Here is a 15,835-nt window from a genome sequence, read left to right as displayed (position 1 = left end):
AGCTTGCCGCCGTAGCCTCGCTTGGCCGGACGACTCCGCACAATCTTCCCGGCTTGCAACCTTCACAGGTGCTATCTTTGTTACCAATCTTATTAGCACCATCGTTTACCTGAATCCGCGCCGCTTTTGTACGCCATCATTGACCTTGAAACCACCGGGGGGCAGCCTACCCAGGACCGCATCACGGAGGTAGCCATATTTATTCACGACGGCGAAAAGGTCGTTGATCAGTACAGTACGCTCCTGAATCCGGGCCGGCCTATTCCCTTTTTCATTACCCAGCTCACCGGCATCACCGACGATATGGTGCGCGACGCGCCCAAGTTTCACGAGGTAGCCCGCAAGATTGTGGAGCTGACGGAAGGCTGCGTTTTCGTGGCTCACAACGTGCGTTTCGACTATTCCTTCATGAAGAAGGAGTTTGCCGACCTGGGCTACAACTACTCGCGCAAAACCCTGTGTACGGTGCGCCTGAGCCGCTCCCTGATTCCGGGCCAGCCCAGCTACAGCCTGGGCAAGCTGTGTCAGAACATCGGGATTCCGCTTGAAGGCCGGCACCGCGCGGCCGGCGACGCGGCGGCCACGACTATCCTGTTCGACCGGCTGCTCAAAATCAGCCAGCAGGATGAAGCCCTGCGCAACCCCGCCATTTCGGCTGCCGACACGCTGGCTACGGTAGACGCGCTGGCACCCTCGGGCCGCCCGCCGAAAAGTGCCACGCCTGATGCTGCCTCAGCCGCGGCCAAGCCCACCAAGCAGCCCAGCCCGAAGCGCATTGCGGCCGTGCAGGAAGCCATCCGGACGGCCCTGCTGCCACCTAATATTACCCCCGAAAAAGTTGCCTCTCTGCCCCAGGAAGCCGGTGTGTACTACTTCCACAACGAGCAGGGCGAGGTTATTTACGTCGGCAAGAGCATCAACATCTACAAGCGCATTCAGCAGCACTTTGCCGTCGACTACAAGTCGCGCAAGTCGCTGGAGTTCAAGAACAGTATTTCTGATATCACCTGGGAACTGACGGGTTCGGAGCTGGTGGCTTTGCTCTATGAGTCGGCGGAAATAAAGCGTATGAAGCCGCTCTATAACCGAGCCCAGCGCCGCTCGGTGTTTCCGGCCGGCATCTTTCTGCGCACCGATGAGAACGGCTACAAGCGCCTGTACTACGGCAAAGCCGATGACCACGCCGAGTCGCACCCCCTGATAGCGCTGGGCAACCAGTACAAGGCCAAGGGATTTCTGTTTCACAAGGTGGCCAAGTTCAACCTGTGCCAGAAGCTGTGCGACCTCTACAAAACCACGGGCTCCTGCTTCGACTACCAGGTGCACCGCTGCCAGGGAGCCTGTCTGGGCCTGGAAGCACCCGAGGAGTACAACAAGCGCGTGGAAGAGGCCATCGAGAGCTTCACCTACGAACACGGCTCCTTCGTGGTCATTGGCAAAGGCCGCCGCGAGGACGAGCAGACGGTGGTGGTAGTAGAGCACGGCCGCTACCTGGGCTTCGGCTACATCGGCACCGACTTCACGGCCCGCAAGCTCAATGACTTCAAAGAAATCATCACGCGGTATAACGATAACAAGGATGTGCAGCAGATCATCCGGCAGTATCTGCGCACCAAGCACAAAGACAAAGTAAAGATATTCAAGTAGCCCGGCCCGGTTTTCAGCAGCAGGCCTGCCGCAGTTGCGGCAGGCCTGCTGCTTTTCAGGGACTGAAGATTTACCCGTCGAGCCTGGCAGTTTATCTATTATTCCCTATATTCATTACCCGCTTATCCGCTCTCTCCCCTCCCGTAAACTGTTGATGCTATGCAAACATTGTTTACTTCCCCTTTCCTGCGTATTCACCACGATGGCTACGCGCACGCGCTGGAGCTGGAATGGCTCGACTTTGCTAACAGCATGCAGCTGCGCACCGGCATGGATACGGGCCTGCAACTGGCCGAGCAGTACCACGTCCGGGCCTGGATTGGCAACCTCAAGCACATGCACGTTATCCGGCCCATAGACCAGGAATGGATTAACACCAACTGGTTTCCCCGCTTTTCCAGGCTCGATATTCTGCACATGGCCGTAGTCGAGTCCGATGACGTGCTCAACCGCCAGGGCGTGACCCACGTGATGCACAATGCCACGGGGCTCGCCCCGCTTAGCACGGCCTACTTTAAGAGCGTGGAAGAGGCCCGGCACTGGGTGCGCACCTACGCCTACGCCATTTAGCGCCGGGCCACCAAGCAGTGCGGCACTGCTAGCCCGCCGAGCCTACTCCGCAATCCTTCAACACCTTACTACAGGCCAGCTTATCCGGCAACCGTCAGGAAGAATAATCAGCGCAAAATAAAACGGAAACAGAGGTGCTTTCAGGCCGAATAACTCGTAATATAGGAACCCGCTCTGTTTCCCGCCTACCCCGCACCATTGCATTTGCTGACCTCTAAGTCCTGCTTTCGCACGGTGTCGCTATGGCTAATCTGCTCTATCCCAATAATGCCTCGCTGTATTACCACAACGAGCTGGCCAGCGTGGTAGAACACGCCGACGGGTACGCCCGCATCGACTGGAACCCGGTGCCCATTCGCAGCAGCTCCCTGCGGGCCGTGTATGAGCAGGTGCTGAAGCTGCTGCGCCAGCAGGGCTTTACCAAGGTGCTGTCGGACCACCAGCTGCTACCGCCCATTCTGCCCGCCGATCAGGAGTGGCTCTCCCACGACTGGGCCCCGCGGGCCGTGGCCCTGGCTGGCTACCGGTGCTGTGCCCTGGTGCAGGCCCACGACGTCATCAGCCAGATTTCCCTCCGCCAGATCGTGCGGGAGTTGGGCCCTATCCCTCTGACTGTGCGCTACTTCGAGGACAGCAGTGCCGCCGAGTGCTGGTTGCGCTCCTGCTAAGCACTCGGCTTAGAAACTGCCGGGCAGGCAAGCCGCAGGGACGGCAATTGAAGTTGAGCCAGGCAGATTTTAAAACAGACGGTGGCGGAGCAGCCAGCCCGCCGCGTCGAATTCGGTGGCGGCCGGCACGTAGGCTTCCACCTTCACGGGCTTGGGCGCCGTGATGGTGTTGCCGTCGCCGCTGTTGTAGATCATCACATTGGCGGGCTTGTCGGCATCCTCGGGGGTGATTGTGACGTGTACTACGTCCTGCCCCGCCCCATCATAAATACCGATTTCAAAGCGGTGGTCGGGCAGGCCGCGCAGCTCAAACACGTCGTTGCCGCCCAGCCCGAACACTTTAATGGAGCGCGTCTGCTCGTAGGAGAAAACACGCTGCCCCGTGAGACTGTCGGGGCGGCCGGCGTGCAGGCTATACTGACTGATGCGCACCTTGCCCGCTCCATTTGGCTCGATGACGAACCGCTCGGGCTGGTCGGTGCCGGGTATTTCAATTTCGCGGGCCAGCAGCTCGTAGAACTTGGCGGCCACGGCCTTCAGTTGGTTGCGGCGGCCGCGCAGGTTTTCGTCGAACTCGCCGCCGGCCTGGGCATACACTTCCTTGGGCCACAGGGCCAGCGCATCCCGAATCACCTTGTCGGAGAGGCTGCGCTGCATGGAATCGGCGACCTGCTCAAAATCCTGGGCCGTGAGGTATACCAGCAACGACTTATCCATGGGACGGGCCGCGCGGTTGAGGCCTTCCACATCTCCCAGGCGGATTTTCTGGTGGAAGCTCTGGTAGTTGGATTTCACCCACCCAATAACATGCGTAAGCAACCCGTCGTCGAACTTAAAAAAGGCGTGGTCCCGGTCGCGGGGAATGGCGCGGTAGACGGTAGCGCCCCCCGCGGCCGGAAAGCTGGCCCAGCGCCACTGGTCTTCGCGCCGGCTCCAGTCGCCGAGCCACATATCGAACAGCCGGGCCCGCAGATACCAGCGGGCATCGATGCGGTGCTGGGGGTTGTACATCAGCGTAGTAAACACCTTACGGGAGCTTTCTACCCGGGCCGAGCGGCCGAAGCTGCTCACGCCGCGCTGGTCGCCTTCGGGCCGTTCCTCGAACAGGTAGAGCGCATTGGCAAAGCTCTGGCGAAACTCCCCCATTGCCGGGTCGTCGGCCACATACACCAGACGCGGGTTGGTATGATACACGCCGGCGGCCTGGGCCAGGGGCGCCACGATATAGGCCCCATAGGGGTTAATGACGCTGGTCTGATCTTTCATCAGGCGGCCAATGGGCCCGTCGCGCAGGCCTTCGGGCAGAGCTTTGGTAGCATCCTTGTCCACGGAGCGCAGCACGTACTGGCCCCCGTTGCGGTCGAGCAGGCGCAGGTTTTTGGTTTGAAAGCTGCCGCCTTCCCGCACGGGCGTCAGGCCGCCGGGCACGGCCGTACGCAGGTTGAACACGGGTGCTTCCACGGGCGTGGCCCACAGCTGCCGGTAGTGCTTGCCCCAGAAAAACCGGTGAATGGGTCCGCGCAGGTACTGCGTGCCGGCAGCCACGCGCACCGTCGAATCGGGGCTGACAACCGGCGGCGCCCCCACCGACGGCGCGGCCGGGGCTGAGCACGAGCTTAAGAGCAGGACGCCGCTCAGGGTACTGCCCAGCACAGCAGGACACCAGACACATTGGAAAAAGGACACGCAGCAGGAGAAGAAAAGCGAAAAAAATGACGGGCCGGGGCCAGTCCCGCCCTTATAGCGCAAACCAAAGCCCAGCGGTTGTGCTTGCTTTACCGTCCACCTTTCCGGCCCGGCGCCGTTGAAGGACTCAAGCCGCGCTTTTCACTGCCCCAATGACGACCCGTTTCTTTTGTTTTCTGACTCTGCTCCTCTTCTCCTCCTGCGTTCGGCAGAACTACTTTCAGCCCGACGCCCGCCTGCCCGACGCCGGCCCGCTGAGCCCCGACAGTGCCCGCGTGACGGTGGGCCGCCACTACCAGCACGGTGGCCTCTACTACCTGCTAATGGGCAAGCACTACCGGCAGGTGTGGGCCACACCCGTTACCCTGCCGGTGTTTGATATGAGCAAAACAGTGCCCGGCGGCTTGCAGGCGGGCAAAATGGGCGGCGGCTTTCAAAGCACCAGCATGACGCTGGAAGGCAGCCGGGGCCGGGAGTACGCCCTGCGCACCCTCGACAAAGATCCGTACAAAACCCTGCCCAAGGTAGCCCGCAAAACGTTTGCGTTGAACGTGGTGCGCGATGCGACTTCGGCGGCCAACCCGTTCGGAGCCTTTGTGGTACCGCCCCTGGCCGAAGCGGCGGGCGTGCTGCACAGCAACCCGCGCCCCTACTACGTACCGCTCACCGAAACCCGGCTGGGGCCCTCGTCCAATCTGTTTCAGGGCAAGGTGGTGATGCTGGAAGAAAAGTACGACGGCCCGGAAAACCTGACGCCCGCCTTTGGCGCGGCCCGCGACCTGAAAGACAGCGACGACGTGCTGGCGGCCCGCTACGCCAACCCCAGCCACCAGTTCGACCAGCTGGCCTTTGCCCGGGCCCGGCTCCTGGATATCTGGCTCGGCGACTGGGACCGGCACGAAGGCCAGTGGCAGTGGGCCGTGTATGAGCAGGGCGGCCAAACCCGCTACCGGGCCGTGCCCAAAGACCGGGACCAGGTATTTTACCGGTTCGGCGACGGGCTGGTGCCGTGGCTGGCCAGCCGGCGCTGGGCCGTGCGCAAGTTTCGCACTTTCAAGCCCGAGTATGAAGACATCGAAGGCTTGGTAAAAAATGCCCGTTTTATCGATGAGCGGGCCTTATCGGAAGTCACGCGCCAGCAGTTTCAGCAGCTGGCCCGCGACCTGCAGCAGCGCCTCACCGACGAGGTGATCGACCAAGCCCTGCGCCGGTTTCCGAAGCCGGTGTATGTTCTGGAGGGTCCCCGCACGGCGGCCGCGCTACGGGCCCGCCGAGCCGCTCTGCCCAAGGCGGCCGACACGTTTTACCGCCTACTGGCCCGCGAGGTAACCGTACCCGGCACCGACCAGGCCGAACGGTTTGTGGTCGACCGGGCCTCCGACACCGCCACGGTGGTGAGCGTGTACCGGGTGCTCGACAAAGACGATAAGGCGCGGACTGATACGCTGCTGTACCGGCGCAGCTTCCATCCCGCCGAAACCCGCCGCATCGTGTTGCACGGCCTGGGCGGCGAAGACCGGTTTGAGGTGCGCGGCGCAGTAAGGCAAGGCATCCGGGTCGACATCTACGGCGGCCCCAATGCTGATGAAGTAGTGAATACCTCCCGCTTACGCCGTGGCGGTAAGATGACGCACTTTTATGACACGAAGCGCGGCAACACCATCATCGAGCGGGGCCACGACTTCAAGGACCATACTGAAAAGGGCGTGAAGATGCACGCCTACGACCGGGAAGGCTACTAAACTCCACTACACAAAAAAGCCCTACCAAGCATCTGGCAGGGCTTTTCGGGTTGTAAACCGGGTAGCTAGCTGGCTTTATCTACTTCCGCCAGCATGTCGAGCACCATGTGCTCGGTGGGCGTCAGCAGGTCATTTTCCTTAGGGTCGGCATTGTGGCGGCGCAGGTATTCAATCAGCTTGTCGGAGTTGAACAGCTCCACCACCTGCGGGTGGATGTAGTACTTGCTGCACACGGTGGGCGTATTGCCCAGACCCGAGGCCACGTCCTTCACGGCCCGTTTCAGCACTTTTTCCTTGGGCAGATCCGGTTCCTGATCCAGCACGCTTTCCAGGCACTCTACCATTTTCACGGTGCCGCCCCAGGTGCGAAAATCCTTGGCCGAGAGGTTTAGGCCGCTTACTGTGCGCAGGTACTCGTTCACGTCGCCCGATTCCAGCTCCTGGCGGTGGCCGTCGGCGGCGTAGTACTGGAACAGGTGCTGCCCCGGAATTTCCTTGCACTTCTGCACCAGCCGGGCCAGCTTCCGGTTGTGCAGGCTCACATCGTGGGCCACGCCCTTCTTGCCCACAAACGAGAAGCTGACCTCGTCGCCGGCCACCTGCACGTGCCGGTCGCGCAGGGTGGTCAGGCCGTAGCTCTTGTTCTTCTTGGCGTACTCCTTGTTGCCGACCCGGATAAAGGACTGATCCATGAGGGTGAGCACCAGGGCCACCACTTTGTCGCGGTCCAGCTTGGGGCGCTTCAAATCCTGGGCCATGCGCTGGCGCAGCTCGGGCAGCTTTTCGCCGAAAGCCCGCAAACGGCTAAATTTGGTCAGGCTGCGGGCCTGGTCCCAGGCCGGGTGGTAGATGTACTGCTTGCGGCCCTTCGCGTCGCGGCCCGTTACCTGCAGGTGGGCATTGGCCGAGGGCGCAATCCAGACGTCGGTCCAGGCCGGCGGAATGACGAAGCTGTTGATGCGGGCCAGGGTTTTTTCGTCGGTTATTTTCTCGCCTTTGGCATCGAGGTAGCTAAAAGTGCCGGTGCGGCCGGCTTTGCGCGTAATGCCGGCTTTGGTGTCGGGCAGGTAGCGCAGGCCGGCCAGCTCGGCCTGGCGGGCGGGGTCTTTGTAGAGGATGTGGGCTTCTTCCTGAGGCGCCAGGTGTTTCTTCTTGACTTTGGGGCGGGGTGCAGCAGTAGCGGGCATAGCGAATGGAACTGGGGCCCGCAGACGTTGGCGGGCTCCCTGCTCTCTACGCAGAATGCCGCCCAAGGTAAGTCCGACTGTTTGGCCGGCCCGGCGGGTTAGTAGCGGCAGGCTTGCGGCTATTTCTGCCGATGCCCATCATCTCAGGATTTCTTTAGGCCTAAAATCACGGCGGGAACAGCTACAACCGCAGCTGCCGGCTTGCCCGGCACTCCCCTATCATTCAGCGCGCAACGCCGGCCGTTCTTGTAGTATTAGGGGCCTAAATCGGCCGTATGACAACACAAACCCGGCTTCGGGCGTATCGGAGCCTGGCTATTCTGGCATTGTTTTTTCTTTTGCCCCAGCCTCTCCCGTTCTTTTTCTCCGTTAACCTTTCTTTCTCCATGCAGCGCGCATTCCTCAAATCCTTCCTCCTGTTTTCGCTGGTCGCCTCCCTGGGCCTCACCAGCTCCTGCTCCAAAGACGGCGAAAATATCCTGTTGTTTTCGGTGGAAGACGACAAAGCCCTCGGCGACAAAGTAGCGGCCCAGACGGACTCCATGTTCCGGGCCGACCCGGCCAAAAACGGCCGCCTGCTGGAACGCGCCAGCAACCCCCAGGCTTACGCCGCCCTGCAGGTGGTAGTAGACCGGATTCTGAACTCGGGTAAGCTGGCCCACCGCGACGACTTCACCTGGGACGTGAAGATTGTGCAGAAGGATGACATTCAGAATGCCTTTGCCACGCCCGGCGGCCACATCTACGTGTATACCGGCCTGATTAAATACCTGGACCGCGAAGCTGAGCTGGCGGGCGTTCTGGGCCACGAAATTGCCCACGCCGACCGTCGTCACACCTCCCAACTGCTGCAGAAGCAGTACGGTATCGACATCCTGCTGAGCCTGCTGCTGGGCGACAACCCCAACCAGCTGGCCCAAGTGGCCGTGGGTTTGGGCTCCCTGCAGTTCAGCCGCGAGTATGAGCGCGACGCCGACGACTACTCCGTTATCTACCTCAGCGGCACGCCCTACACCTGCGACGGCGCGGCCGGCTTCTTCATCAAGTCGCAGCAGGAAGGCGCGGCCAGCACGCCCGAGTTTTTCAGCACCCACCCTAACCCCGAAAACCGCGTGACGGCCATTCAGGCCAAAGCCCAGGAGCTGAAGTGCCAAGGCAAATCCACGGCGGACCAGAATCTGATTGCGCTGAAAAGCGTGCTGTAGCCGCCTCGCGCTACTCTACTACTTCAAAAGCCAGCTACCTGAGTAGCTGGCTTTTTTGTTGTTGCAGGCGCCAAAGCCGGGGCAGCCGATAACTTTTCGGGTACCTCTCCGCGTAAGGACAAGCCACGCTTTGTGCTTTCTTTACGCGACCTATGGCTCCTTTACTCAACAAACTCGGCGACTGGGCCGAAAAAGCCGACGACCTGATTCTGCGTGCTCGCACTCGCCTGGGCCTACTCGACCCGCTTCAGATTGTCTCCTACCGCAGCTACGGCACGCCCACGCGCCTCTACGTGAAAGGCCGCCTGCTCACCGACAAAGGCATCGGGGAACCCGACCCCAGCGACTCGCGCTGGCACAACCTGCTGAACATGTACCGGCGCTTCGAGAGCAACGAAATTGCCGGGGCCCAGCTGCTGGTGCGCCCCGCCGACGGCTCCGAGCACGTCGTCGTGACCGATGAGGAAGGCTACTTCTCGCTGAATCTGGAACCCGCTACGCTGCCCGAGCCCGTCGACTTTATGTGGTACCCGGTGGAAGTGCTGCTGCAGGGTCTGCCAGCGCACCTCACGATGCCGAGTGGCTTGGCGTCCCAGGCCCCGGTGCTCATTCCGCCGGCCGATGCCGAGTACGGCATCATCAGCGACCTGGACGACACCGTGATTCAGACCTCGGCCACGGATATTCTGCGCATGGCCCGCACGGTGCTGCTACGCAATGCCCGCTCCCGCCTGCCCTTCAAGGGTGTGGCCGAGTTCTACCGCGCCCTGCAGCTTGGCCGCAACGGCAAGCGCAACAACCCATTCTTCTACGTGAGCAGCAGCCCCTGGAACCTCTACGACCTGCTGGAAGACTTCCTGACGCTGAACCAGATTCCGCCCGGCCCCTTGCTGCTCCGCGACTTTGCCGTGGTGCGCAAGTCGGCCCAGGACACGTCGGAGCACCACGGGCACAAGCTCAAGGAAATCGATAACATCCTGCTCACCTACCCCAAGTTGCAGTTCGTGCTCATCGGCGACAGTGGGCAGGAAGATGCCAACATCTACCGCGAAGTGGTACGCAAGCACCCCGGCCGCATCCTGGCTATCTACATCCGCGACGTGCTGCGCCCCGACCGTGCCGCTCTGGTGGAAAAAGTATCGGAAGAGCTGCGCGGCGACAAAGTGGAAATGCTGCTGGTGCAGGATACCGTGCAGGCCGCCGAGCACGCTGCCAAAGCCGGCCTGATTTTCACCGAAGCCATCCCGGCCGTGGAAGAGGAAAAAGAGAAAGACGAGTCAACCCCCGAAGACCCCGGCGAAGCCCAGGAACAAGGCGCGTAAGGTTAAGGTGAAGAATATGGTTGAATGTGCTGAGGCGCTAATGCTCATCATGTCCTTGCGAGCATTCTGCGCATGAAGCTCAGACGCGGCCATCCGTCCTCTGCGCAGTATGACATGACCTTTTATCAGAAAGCCCTTTCCTGCTCGTGCGGGAAAGGGCTTTTCAGTTTAGAAGACTCCCTGCATTTCAGAGGGCGGAGTGTTTCGTGCTTCGTCCTCGCAAGGACAGAGAATTAGCACATCTACACATTCTACCACATGAGCACATTAACTCGAATGGTCGGCGACGATAACCCACTGGCCGTTGATGCGGCGGAATACCAGCAGAAAGTGGCCTTCCAGGTCGCCGGCGGCGGGGCGCGCCAGGTGCCAGCGGCCCACGACATGGGCCGTTTCGGGGCCGTCGGGGGTGATGCGCAGGTTGGAGAACGTGAGCTGGCCCATTGCCGCGGCATCGGGGTAACTGCGGCGGTAGTTGTCGAGGGTGGGCTGCCAGCCGTAGGTCAGGCCGCGCTTGCCGATGAAAACCAGGGAATCGGAGGGCCAGTAGCCCTGCATGAAGCCGGCAACGTCGCCGCGGTTCCAAGCGGCGGTCTGGGTGGCCAGCACCTGCTGAATGGTAGCGTGCGTCTGGGCGGGGCGCATCGTCGCGCAGGCACTCAGGGCTAAACCGGCCGCAAGGGCCAACATCAGGTTTTTCATACGAAAGCAAGCCGCCGTGGCAGCCAATAGGTTACTCGGCAATTAACTCCCGCACGTAGGTCGTGCCACCCAGGCGGCGCATGTTGCGCATCACGCGGCGCTGCTTGGCGCGGGCCGCCGGGCCGGGGTTGCTGGCCCGAAACCGCAGCGGGTTGGGCAGCACGCCGGCCAGCAGCGCGGCCTCGGCCTGGGTTACCTGGCTGGCCGGCTTATGAAAATAGCGCTGGGAGGCGGCTTCTACCCCAAAGGTACAGTCGCCCATTTCGGCCACGCTCAGATACATTTCCATGATGCGGCGCTTGTCCCAGAGCAGCTCGATGAGCATCGTAAAATAGGCTTCGGCCGCTTTGCGCACGTAGCTGCGGCCGTGCCACAGAAACACGTTTTTGGCTACCTGCTGCGAAATTGTGCTGCCGCCCACTAGCTTCCTGCCGTCCCGCATGTTGGTTTTCACCGCATTCTGCAGGGCGTTGAAATCGAAGCCGTGGTGCTTGAGAAACAGCTGATCTTCGGCCGCAATCAGGGCCAGCGGCACGTGGGGCGACACCTCATCCAGCTCCTTGAAGTCGTAGCTGATCTGGCGTTCCTGCTCCCGGATGCCGTAGTAACCCTTGCCGATGGGGGCGTGGGCGCGGCGCTCCAGCATCAGCCACGTGGCCGGGGGCGCCACCCAGCGGTACACGAGCACCCAGGCCACCGACGCCAGAAACAATGCGGCTACTACCTGCAGGCCGACCCGCCAGGTTTGCTGCCAATACCGTTGATAATTCGCCACCAGATGCTGAAAAGATACTACCCGATAATGATGCCTTGCCGGGCGCCAGCCGCAAAAATAGCGGAATTGTAGCCGCGCCGCCGTACCCGGCCGGCTTTTGCCCGTACTTTTTGTCGTCGTCTCTGTTGTGTCTGTATGTCGCGTCTTCTTGCTCTGTTTCCCCTGAACCTCGTGGTTTTTCCCGGCGAAAAACTCAACCTCCACATTTTCGAGCCTCGCTACCGCCAGCTCGTGCACGACTGCCTGGAGAAGGATATCACCTTCGGCATTCCGCCGTATCTGAACGAAGGCGTCAGTGATTTGGGCACCGAAATGCGCCTGCTCAGCGTCGATAAGAACTACGACAACGGCGAAATGGACATTCGTACCAAAGCCGTCGGCGTGTTCCGCATCCGGGAGTTCTACCGGCAGGCGCCGGGCAAGCTCTACGCGGCCGGCACCATCGACGAGGTGGAAGATGACCCTGAGCAGGACGGCGCGCTCAAAGCTCGTATTACCGAATACGTGCAGCAGCTCTACACCGCCCTGGGGTTACGCAAGCTCTTCGTGGATCTGCCGCCCACCTACCGCATCTACGACATTGCTCACAACCTGGGCCTGTCCACCGAGCAGGAATACCTGCTGCTGTCGGCCACCAGTGAGCAGGAGCGGCAGGAAATCGTGCTGGAGCACCTGGAGCGGGTGTTGCCCGTTATCATCGAGGCCGAGCGGCTTAAAGACCGGGCGCGGCTCAACGGCCACTTCAAAAACCTGACGCCCCCGAATTTTTAGCCGCCGACCGGCCCCCTTAGTTTTCGAGTTTAGCGGCTGCCCCACCCTGAAACGAGACTTTGGGGCCGGTTTCAGGCTGAAACCCTCGTAGTACCGTACAAATCAGGGCAATCCTACCCTTCGCCGCTTGCCGACCGTTCCGACTCTTCTGCTCTACCTGTTCGTCGCGCTGCTGGCGGCCGTATCCTCGTGGCTGATTTTGCGCTACCGGCAGGAGCGGCGCTACCGCCGGCGGCCCTTCATCGGGCCCACCGAAACCGACTGGGCCGCTCACGAGCCCGCGGATGGCAACGCCCTGCGCTACCGGCTGGCCCTGGTTGGCGACCTGGGCGCGGTGGCTACCGACGGCTCCGACCCGGTCCTGAACCTACTGCAGCACTGGCTGGGCGAGGCCGGAGAGGCCAGCGGCGTGGTGTTGCTCGGCGACAATGTGTATCCCACCGGCATTCCGGCCCCCGCTCACCCCGGCCGGGCCGCTGCCGAGCAGCGCCTGAACGCGCAGCTGGAGGCGTTTCGCAACTACCCCGGGCGCGTTATTTTCCTGAGCGGCAACCACGACTGGAACAAGGGTCGGCCCGACGGCTACCAGTACCTGTTGCGTCAGGAGGCTTACGTACTCGACAATTTGCCCGGCGCCCAGTATTTACCGCCCAAAGGCTGCCCCGGTCCCGTTACGCAGCAGTTGGCTGAGGGCTTGCTGCTGGTAGTGCTCAATACGCAGTGGTGGGTGCAGAACGGCCCCCGGCCGCTGGGCCCGGAGTATGGTTGCACCTCTTCGTCGGCCAAGGAGCCGTTTCAGCAGCTGCAGGAAATACTGGAACTCAACCGCCATCAGCAGATAGTCGTGGCCGGCCACCATCCGCTGTATTCCAATGCCATGCACGGCGGCAAGTTCACGACCAAGCAGCATCTGTTTCCGCTGACGGCCGCCCATAAAAAGGCCTACCTGCCCCTGCCCGTGCTGGGCTCCCTGTTTCCGGTGTACCGGCAGTTGGTGGGCGCGGCCGAAGACATGGCCCACCCGCCCTACCGCAAGATGCGCCGCCGCCTGCTGCGGGTACTGCACCAGTTTCCCAATATCATCTACGCCGCCGGCCACGACCACAACCTGCAGTATTTTCACTACCACGAGGGCCATTATCTGGTCAGTGGGGCGGGCAGCAAAACGGCTTTCGTGCAGCACGGCGGCAAGGCCAGCTTCGTGCACGAGCACAAAGGCTTCTTTGGGCTCGACTTCTACCAGAACGGGGAAGTATGGCTGCGGACTTTGGAACCCGGAGCCACAGTCGAAGCGCCGGTGGGCCAGGAGGTTTTCCGCAAAAAGCTGATCGGCAGCCCACCTAGCGCGGCTACGACTGCCGCGGCAGCAGCATCCGCAGGCTCCGGGGCTGAATAGTTACTTCCACGGGCAAAGTCATCTGCAGCGGCTCGCCGTCTACCTGTACCAGGGCCTCCTTCTGACCGGGCACTTCCAGCGTAGCCCGGCGGCACCGCAGCCGCTTAGTATACACCGACTCATCGAAGTTTTCGGTATAGAGCTGGTAGAGAATACCCAGGGCCGCCGTGCCGGGAAAGGGCTCAATCAGGCAGATTTCAAACTCTCCGTCGTCGAGCTGGCTGTCGGGGTTGATGACGACGTTGCTGCCGAAGGTATTGGCATTGGCCACCGTAACCATGAAAGCCGGACCCTCAAACGTCTCCCGGTCCGTGACGATGCGGTAGGTAGCGGGCTCGTAATTCAGGTACTCCTGCAGGGCAATGCGCACATAAGCACCCGGCCCGCGGGTGTCGCCCGAGCAGAACCGCTCCACGACCAGGGCATTAAAGCCTAGATCGGCCAGGTGAGCACAGAACGTAGTGCCTACCCGCAGCGTGTCGATGGCCCGGATGTGGTGGTCCCAGAGCAGGTGCAGCGCCTCGGCCTGCTCCTGCGGAATGCCCAGGTCCTTCGACAGGCCATTGCCCGAGCCCAGCGGCAGAATACCCAGCGGCACCTGTGTTCCGGCCAGAGCCGCGGCCACCAGGCTCACAGTTCCGTCGCCACCGGCGGCAAACACAGCGTCGTAGCGATGGTGCTGCAAGTGCTGCTGTAGCTTCTCCAGGTCATCTTCGCCGGTGGTATGATAAAACTTCGCTTCACGGCCCCGTTCCGAACAAAAAAGCGCAACCTCGTCTTCCAACGACGACTTATCGATGTCACCGGAAATCGGGTTCAGCACAAAAAGTAAATGGCGTAGCATGGGCGGAATGAATGAGCAAAAAGCAGTTTCGGGGCAAATGCGCCCGTCTTTCCTACGGCAATAAACACACTGTGGCCGAGCTTACGCCCGGCCACAGCAGGAAAATCTGATACGTGAGTCCCGTTATTCCTTCAGGCCGGATGGCAGGCCCTGGGGAAAGTCAGCGGCAATTTCTTTCTGTATTTCCCCAATCCGGTTACCGGGGTTGGGGTGCGTGCTCATAAACTCGGGCGTGCGGCTGCCCCCGCCCCCGGCCTGCTCCAAAATCTGCATTACCTGCACCATTGCCTCGGGGTTGTAGCCCGCCTGTGACGTAAAATCCACTGCCAGCCGGTCTGACTCCAACTCATCTTCCCGGCCGAAGCGCATGGTAATCAGCTTGGACACCATCGCCGTAGCGGCGGCGGCGGCAGCAGTGCTGGGCCGCTCCGGGTCGTAGATGGCAATGGCGGCGGCGCCGGTCAGCCCCTGGGTAAGGCTCGACTTGGCTACCTGCTCGGCCGAGTGCCGCCCCACCACGTGCCCGATTTCGTGGGCCAGCACGCCGGCCACCTGGCCTTCCGTGCGCAGGTTTTTCAACAGGCCCGCGGTAATAAAAATCTGCCCGCCCGGCAAGGCGAAGGCGTTAATCGTGTTTTCGTCGGCCAGCAAGTGAAACTGAAACTTGTAAGGCGTCTGGCCGGCTTTAGTGCTGCGCACCAGCTGCTGGCCGATTTCCTCGACGCGGGCGGCCGCTTGGCGGTCGGGGTGCAGGCCGCCGTACTGCTGGGCCATTTCGGGCGCGGCCTGCAGGCCCAGGGCAATTTCCTGATCCGTGGTCATATCCACGTGCTGCACTTCGCCGGTCACCTCGTTGGTAGAGCGCTTGCAATAGTAGGTTATCAATGAAAACCCGGCAATGACCAGGGCAATCAGGTATCGGAGTCCTCCTCTCATGGTGGTGTGGCTGTGGAAAGTGGGCGGATGAAAAGCAGCTGCTTTGAGCTGTTTCGCTTGTAACGCGTAGCCCGAAGTAGGGTTGTGCTTGGGGCCTATACCCAAATATCAGGTATCTGCGTATCAGGCCTAGACCGCTCCCGGCTGGTGAGCAGTTTTCTTTCCGAACCTTAATCTTTCTTCGAATAATGAACCAGAAACGCACATTCGGCTCCATCCTGACCATTTTGGGCATTATCGGCATCATCGCCGGTGCGCTGGGCTTCCTGCAAATTGGCGGTCTTGGTCTGAGCAAGATGAACTCCCTGGTACCCTTTGCCGTGGGTCTGATCTTCTTTTTTGCCGGCATCAACCTGGTAAAAACGACCAGCGACCGAGCCTAGC

The 15,835-nt window shown here is 61.3% G+C and carries 15 protein-coding genes; 9 read left to right on the top strand and 6 right to left on the bottom strand.

Annotated elements, in window-relative coordinates:
• Positions 1–126 precede the first annotated feature (126 nt).
• From LGH70_RS05030 to LGH70_RS05020, 3 genes are all read left to right on the top strand, one after another.
• Positions 127–1,647 (top strand): exonuclease domain-containing protein, encoded by a 1,521-nt coding sequence (locus LGH70_RS05030; RefSeq protein WP_226183301.1) that lies wholly within the window; start codon positions 127–129, stop codon positions 1,645–1,647.
• A 159-nt stretch (positions 1,648–1,806) separates the two neighbouring features.
• Positions 1,807–2,217, top strand: coding sequence for a hypothetical protein (locus LGH70_RS05025; protein ID WP_226183299.1), 411 nt, complete (start codon positions 1,807–1,809; stop codon positions 2,215–2,217).
• Between the two features lie 242 nt (positions 2,218–2,459).
• On the top strand, positions 2,460–2,885 hold the full coding sequence (locus tag LGH70_RS05020; protein ID WP_226183297.1) for a hypothetical protein: 426 nt from the start codon (positions 2,460–2,462) through the stop codon (positions 2,883–2,885).
• 69 nt (positions 2,886–2,954) lie between these two features.
• Here LGH70_RS05020 and LGH70_RS05015 read toward each other — a convergent pair whose 3' ends face one another.
• Positions 2,955–4,571 (bottom strand): hypothetical protein, encoded by a 1,617-nt coding sequence (locus LGH70_RS05015; RefSeq protein ID WP_226183294.1) that lies wholly within the window; start codon positions 4,569–4,571, stop codon positions 2,955–2,957.
• A gap of 152 nt (positions 4,572–4,723) precedes the next feature.
• On the opposite strand from LGH70_RS05015, the gene LGH70_RS05010 reads away from it, so the two are divergent.
• Positions 4,724–6,313: a hypothetical protein gene (locus LGH70_RS05010; RefSeq protein WP_226183292.1), complete on the top strand. Its 1,590-nt coding sequence runs from the start codon at positions 4,724–4,726 to the stop codon at positions 6,311–6,313.
• Between the two features lie 65 nt (positions 6,314–6,378).
• On the opposite strand, the gene LGH70_RS05005 is transcribed toward LGH70_RS05010, so the two are convergent.
• Complete coding sequence (locus LGH70_RS05005; protein ID WP_226183290.1) at positions 6,379–7,500, bottom strand: DNA topoisomerase IB; 1,122 nt, start codon at positions 7,498–7,500, stop codon at positions 6,379–6,381.
• Positions 7,501–7,886: 386 nt separating this feature from the next.
• Here LGH70_RS05005 and LGH70_RS05000 point away from each other — a divergent pair, with 386 nt between their 5' ends.
• Entirely contained in the window at positions 7,887–8,705 is an 819-nt protein-coding gene (locus LGH70_RS05000) for a M48 family metalloprotease (RefSeq protein ID WP_226183288.1), read from the top strand.
• Between the two features lie 152 nt (positions 8,706–8,857).
• Positions 8,858–10,027, top strand: coding sequence for an App1 family protein phosphatidate phosphatase (locus tag LGH70_RS04995; protein WP_226183286.1), 1,170 nt, complete (start codon positions 8,858–8,860; stop codon positions 10,025–10,027).
• A 267-nt stretch (positions 10,028–10,294) separates the two neighbouring features.
• Here the strand turns inward: LGH70_RS04995 and LGH70_RS04990 are convergent, their stop codons facing one another.
• Both LGH70_RS04990 and mtgA read right to left on the bottom strand, forming a co-directional pair.
• Positions 10,295–10,729, bottom strand: coding sequence for a YybH family protein (locus LGH70_RS04990; RefSeq protein ID WP_226183284.1), 435 nt, complete (start codon positions 10,727–10,729; stop codon positions 10,295–10,297).
• A gap of 31 nt (positions 10,730–10,760) precedes the next feature.
• Positions 10,761–11,504 carry a monofunctional biosynthetic peptidoglycan transglycosylase gene (gene mtgA, locus LGH70_RS04985; protein WP_226183282.1) on the bottom strand — a complete coding sequence of 248 codons (744 nt, stop codon included), beginning with the start codon at positions 11,502–11,504 and terminating at the stop codon, positions 10,761–10,763.
• Between the two features lie 135 nt (positions 11,505–11,639).
• Between mtgA and LGH70_RS04980 the strand changes: the two genes are divergently transcribed.
• Complete coding sequence (locus LGH70_RS04980) at positions 11,640–12,275, top strand: LON peptidase substrate-binding domain-containing protein (RefSeq protein ID WP_226183280.1); 636 nt, start codon at positions 11,640–11,642, stop codon at positions 12,273–12,275.
• Between the two features lie 127 nt (positions 12,276–12,402).
• On the top strand, positions 12,403–13,671 hold the full coding sequence (locus LGH70_RS04975; protein ID WP_226183278.1) for a metallophosphoesterase: 1,269 nt from the start codon (positions 12,403–12,405) through the stop codon (positions 13,669–13,671).
• On the opposite strand, the gene LGH70_RS04970 is transcribed toward LGH70_RS04975, so the two are convergent.
• Together LGH70_RS04970 and LGH70_RS04965 are read right to left on the bottom strand one after the other, a co-directional pair.
• A complete protein-coding gene (locus LGH70_RS04970; protein WP_226183276.1) occupies positions 13,625–14,515 on the bottom strand; it encodes a diacylglycerol/lipid kinase family protein in 891 nt (296 codons plus the stop codon). The genes LGH70_RS04975 and LGH70_RS04970 overlap by 47 nt on opposite strands.
• Before the next feature lie 123 nt (positions 14,516–14,638).
• On the bottom strand, positions 14,639–15,451 hold the full coding sequence (locus LGH70_RS04965) for a M48 family metallopeptidase (protein WP_226183274.1): 813 nt from the start codon (positions 15,449–15,451) through the stop codon (positions 14,639–14,641).
• Between the two features lie 188 nt (positions 15,452–15,639).
• Here LGH70_RS04965 and LGH70_RS04960 point away from each other — a divergent pair, with 188 nt between their 5' ends.
• Positions 15,640–15,834, top strand: a complete 195-nt coding sequence (locus LGH70_RS04960) for a hypothetical protein (RefSeq protein WP_226183272.1) — start codon at positions 15,640–15,642, stop codon at positions 15,832–15,834.
• Position 15,835: the final 1 nt, after the last annotated feature.

Source organism: Hymenobacter nitidus, assembly GCF_020447315.1.
Classification (GTDB): domain Bacteria; phylum Bacteroidota; class Bacteroidia; order Cytophagales; family Hymenobacteraceae; genus Hymenobacter; species Hymenobacter nitidus.
Note: the sequence above shows the minus strand (reverse complement) of the source record. Positions and strands in the feature narration are given on the sequence as shown.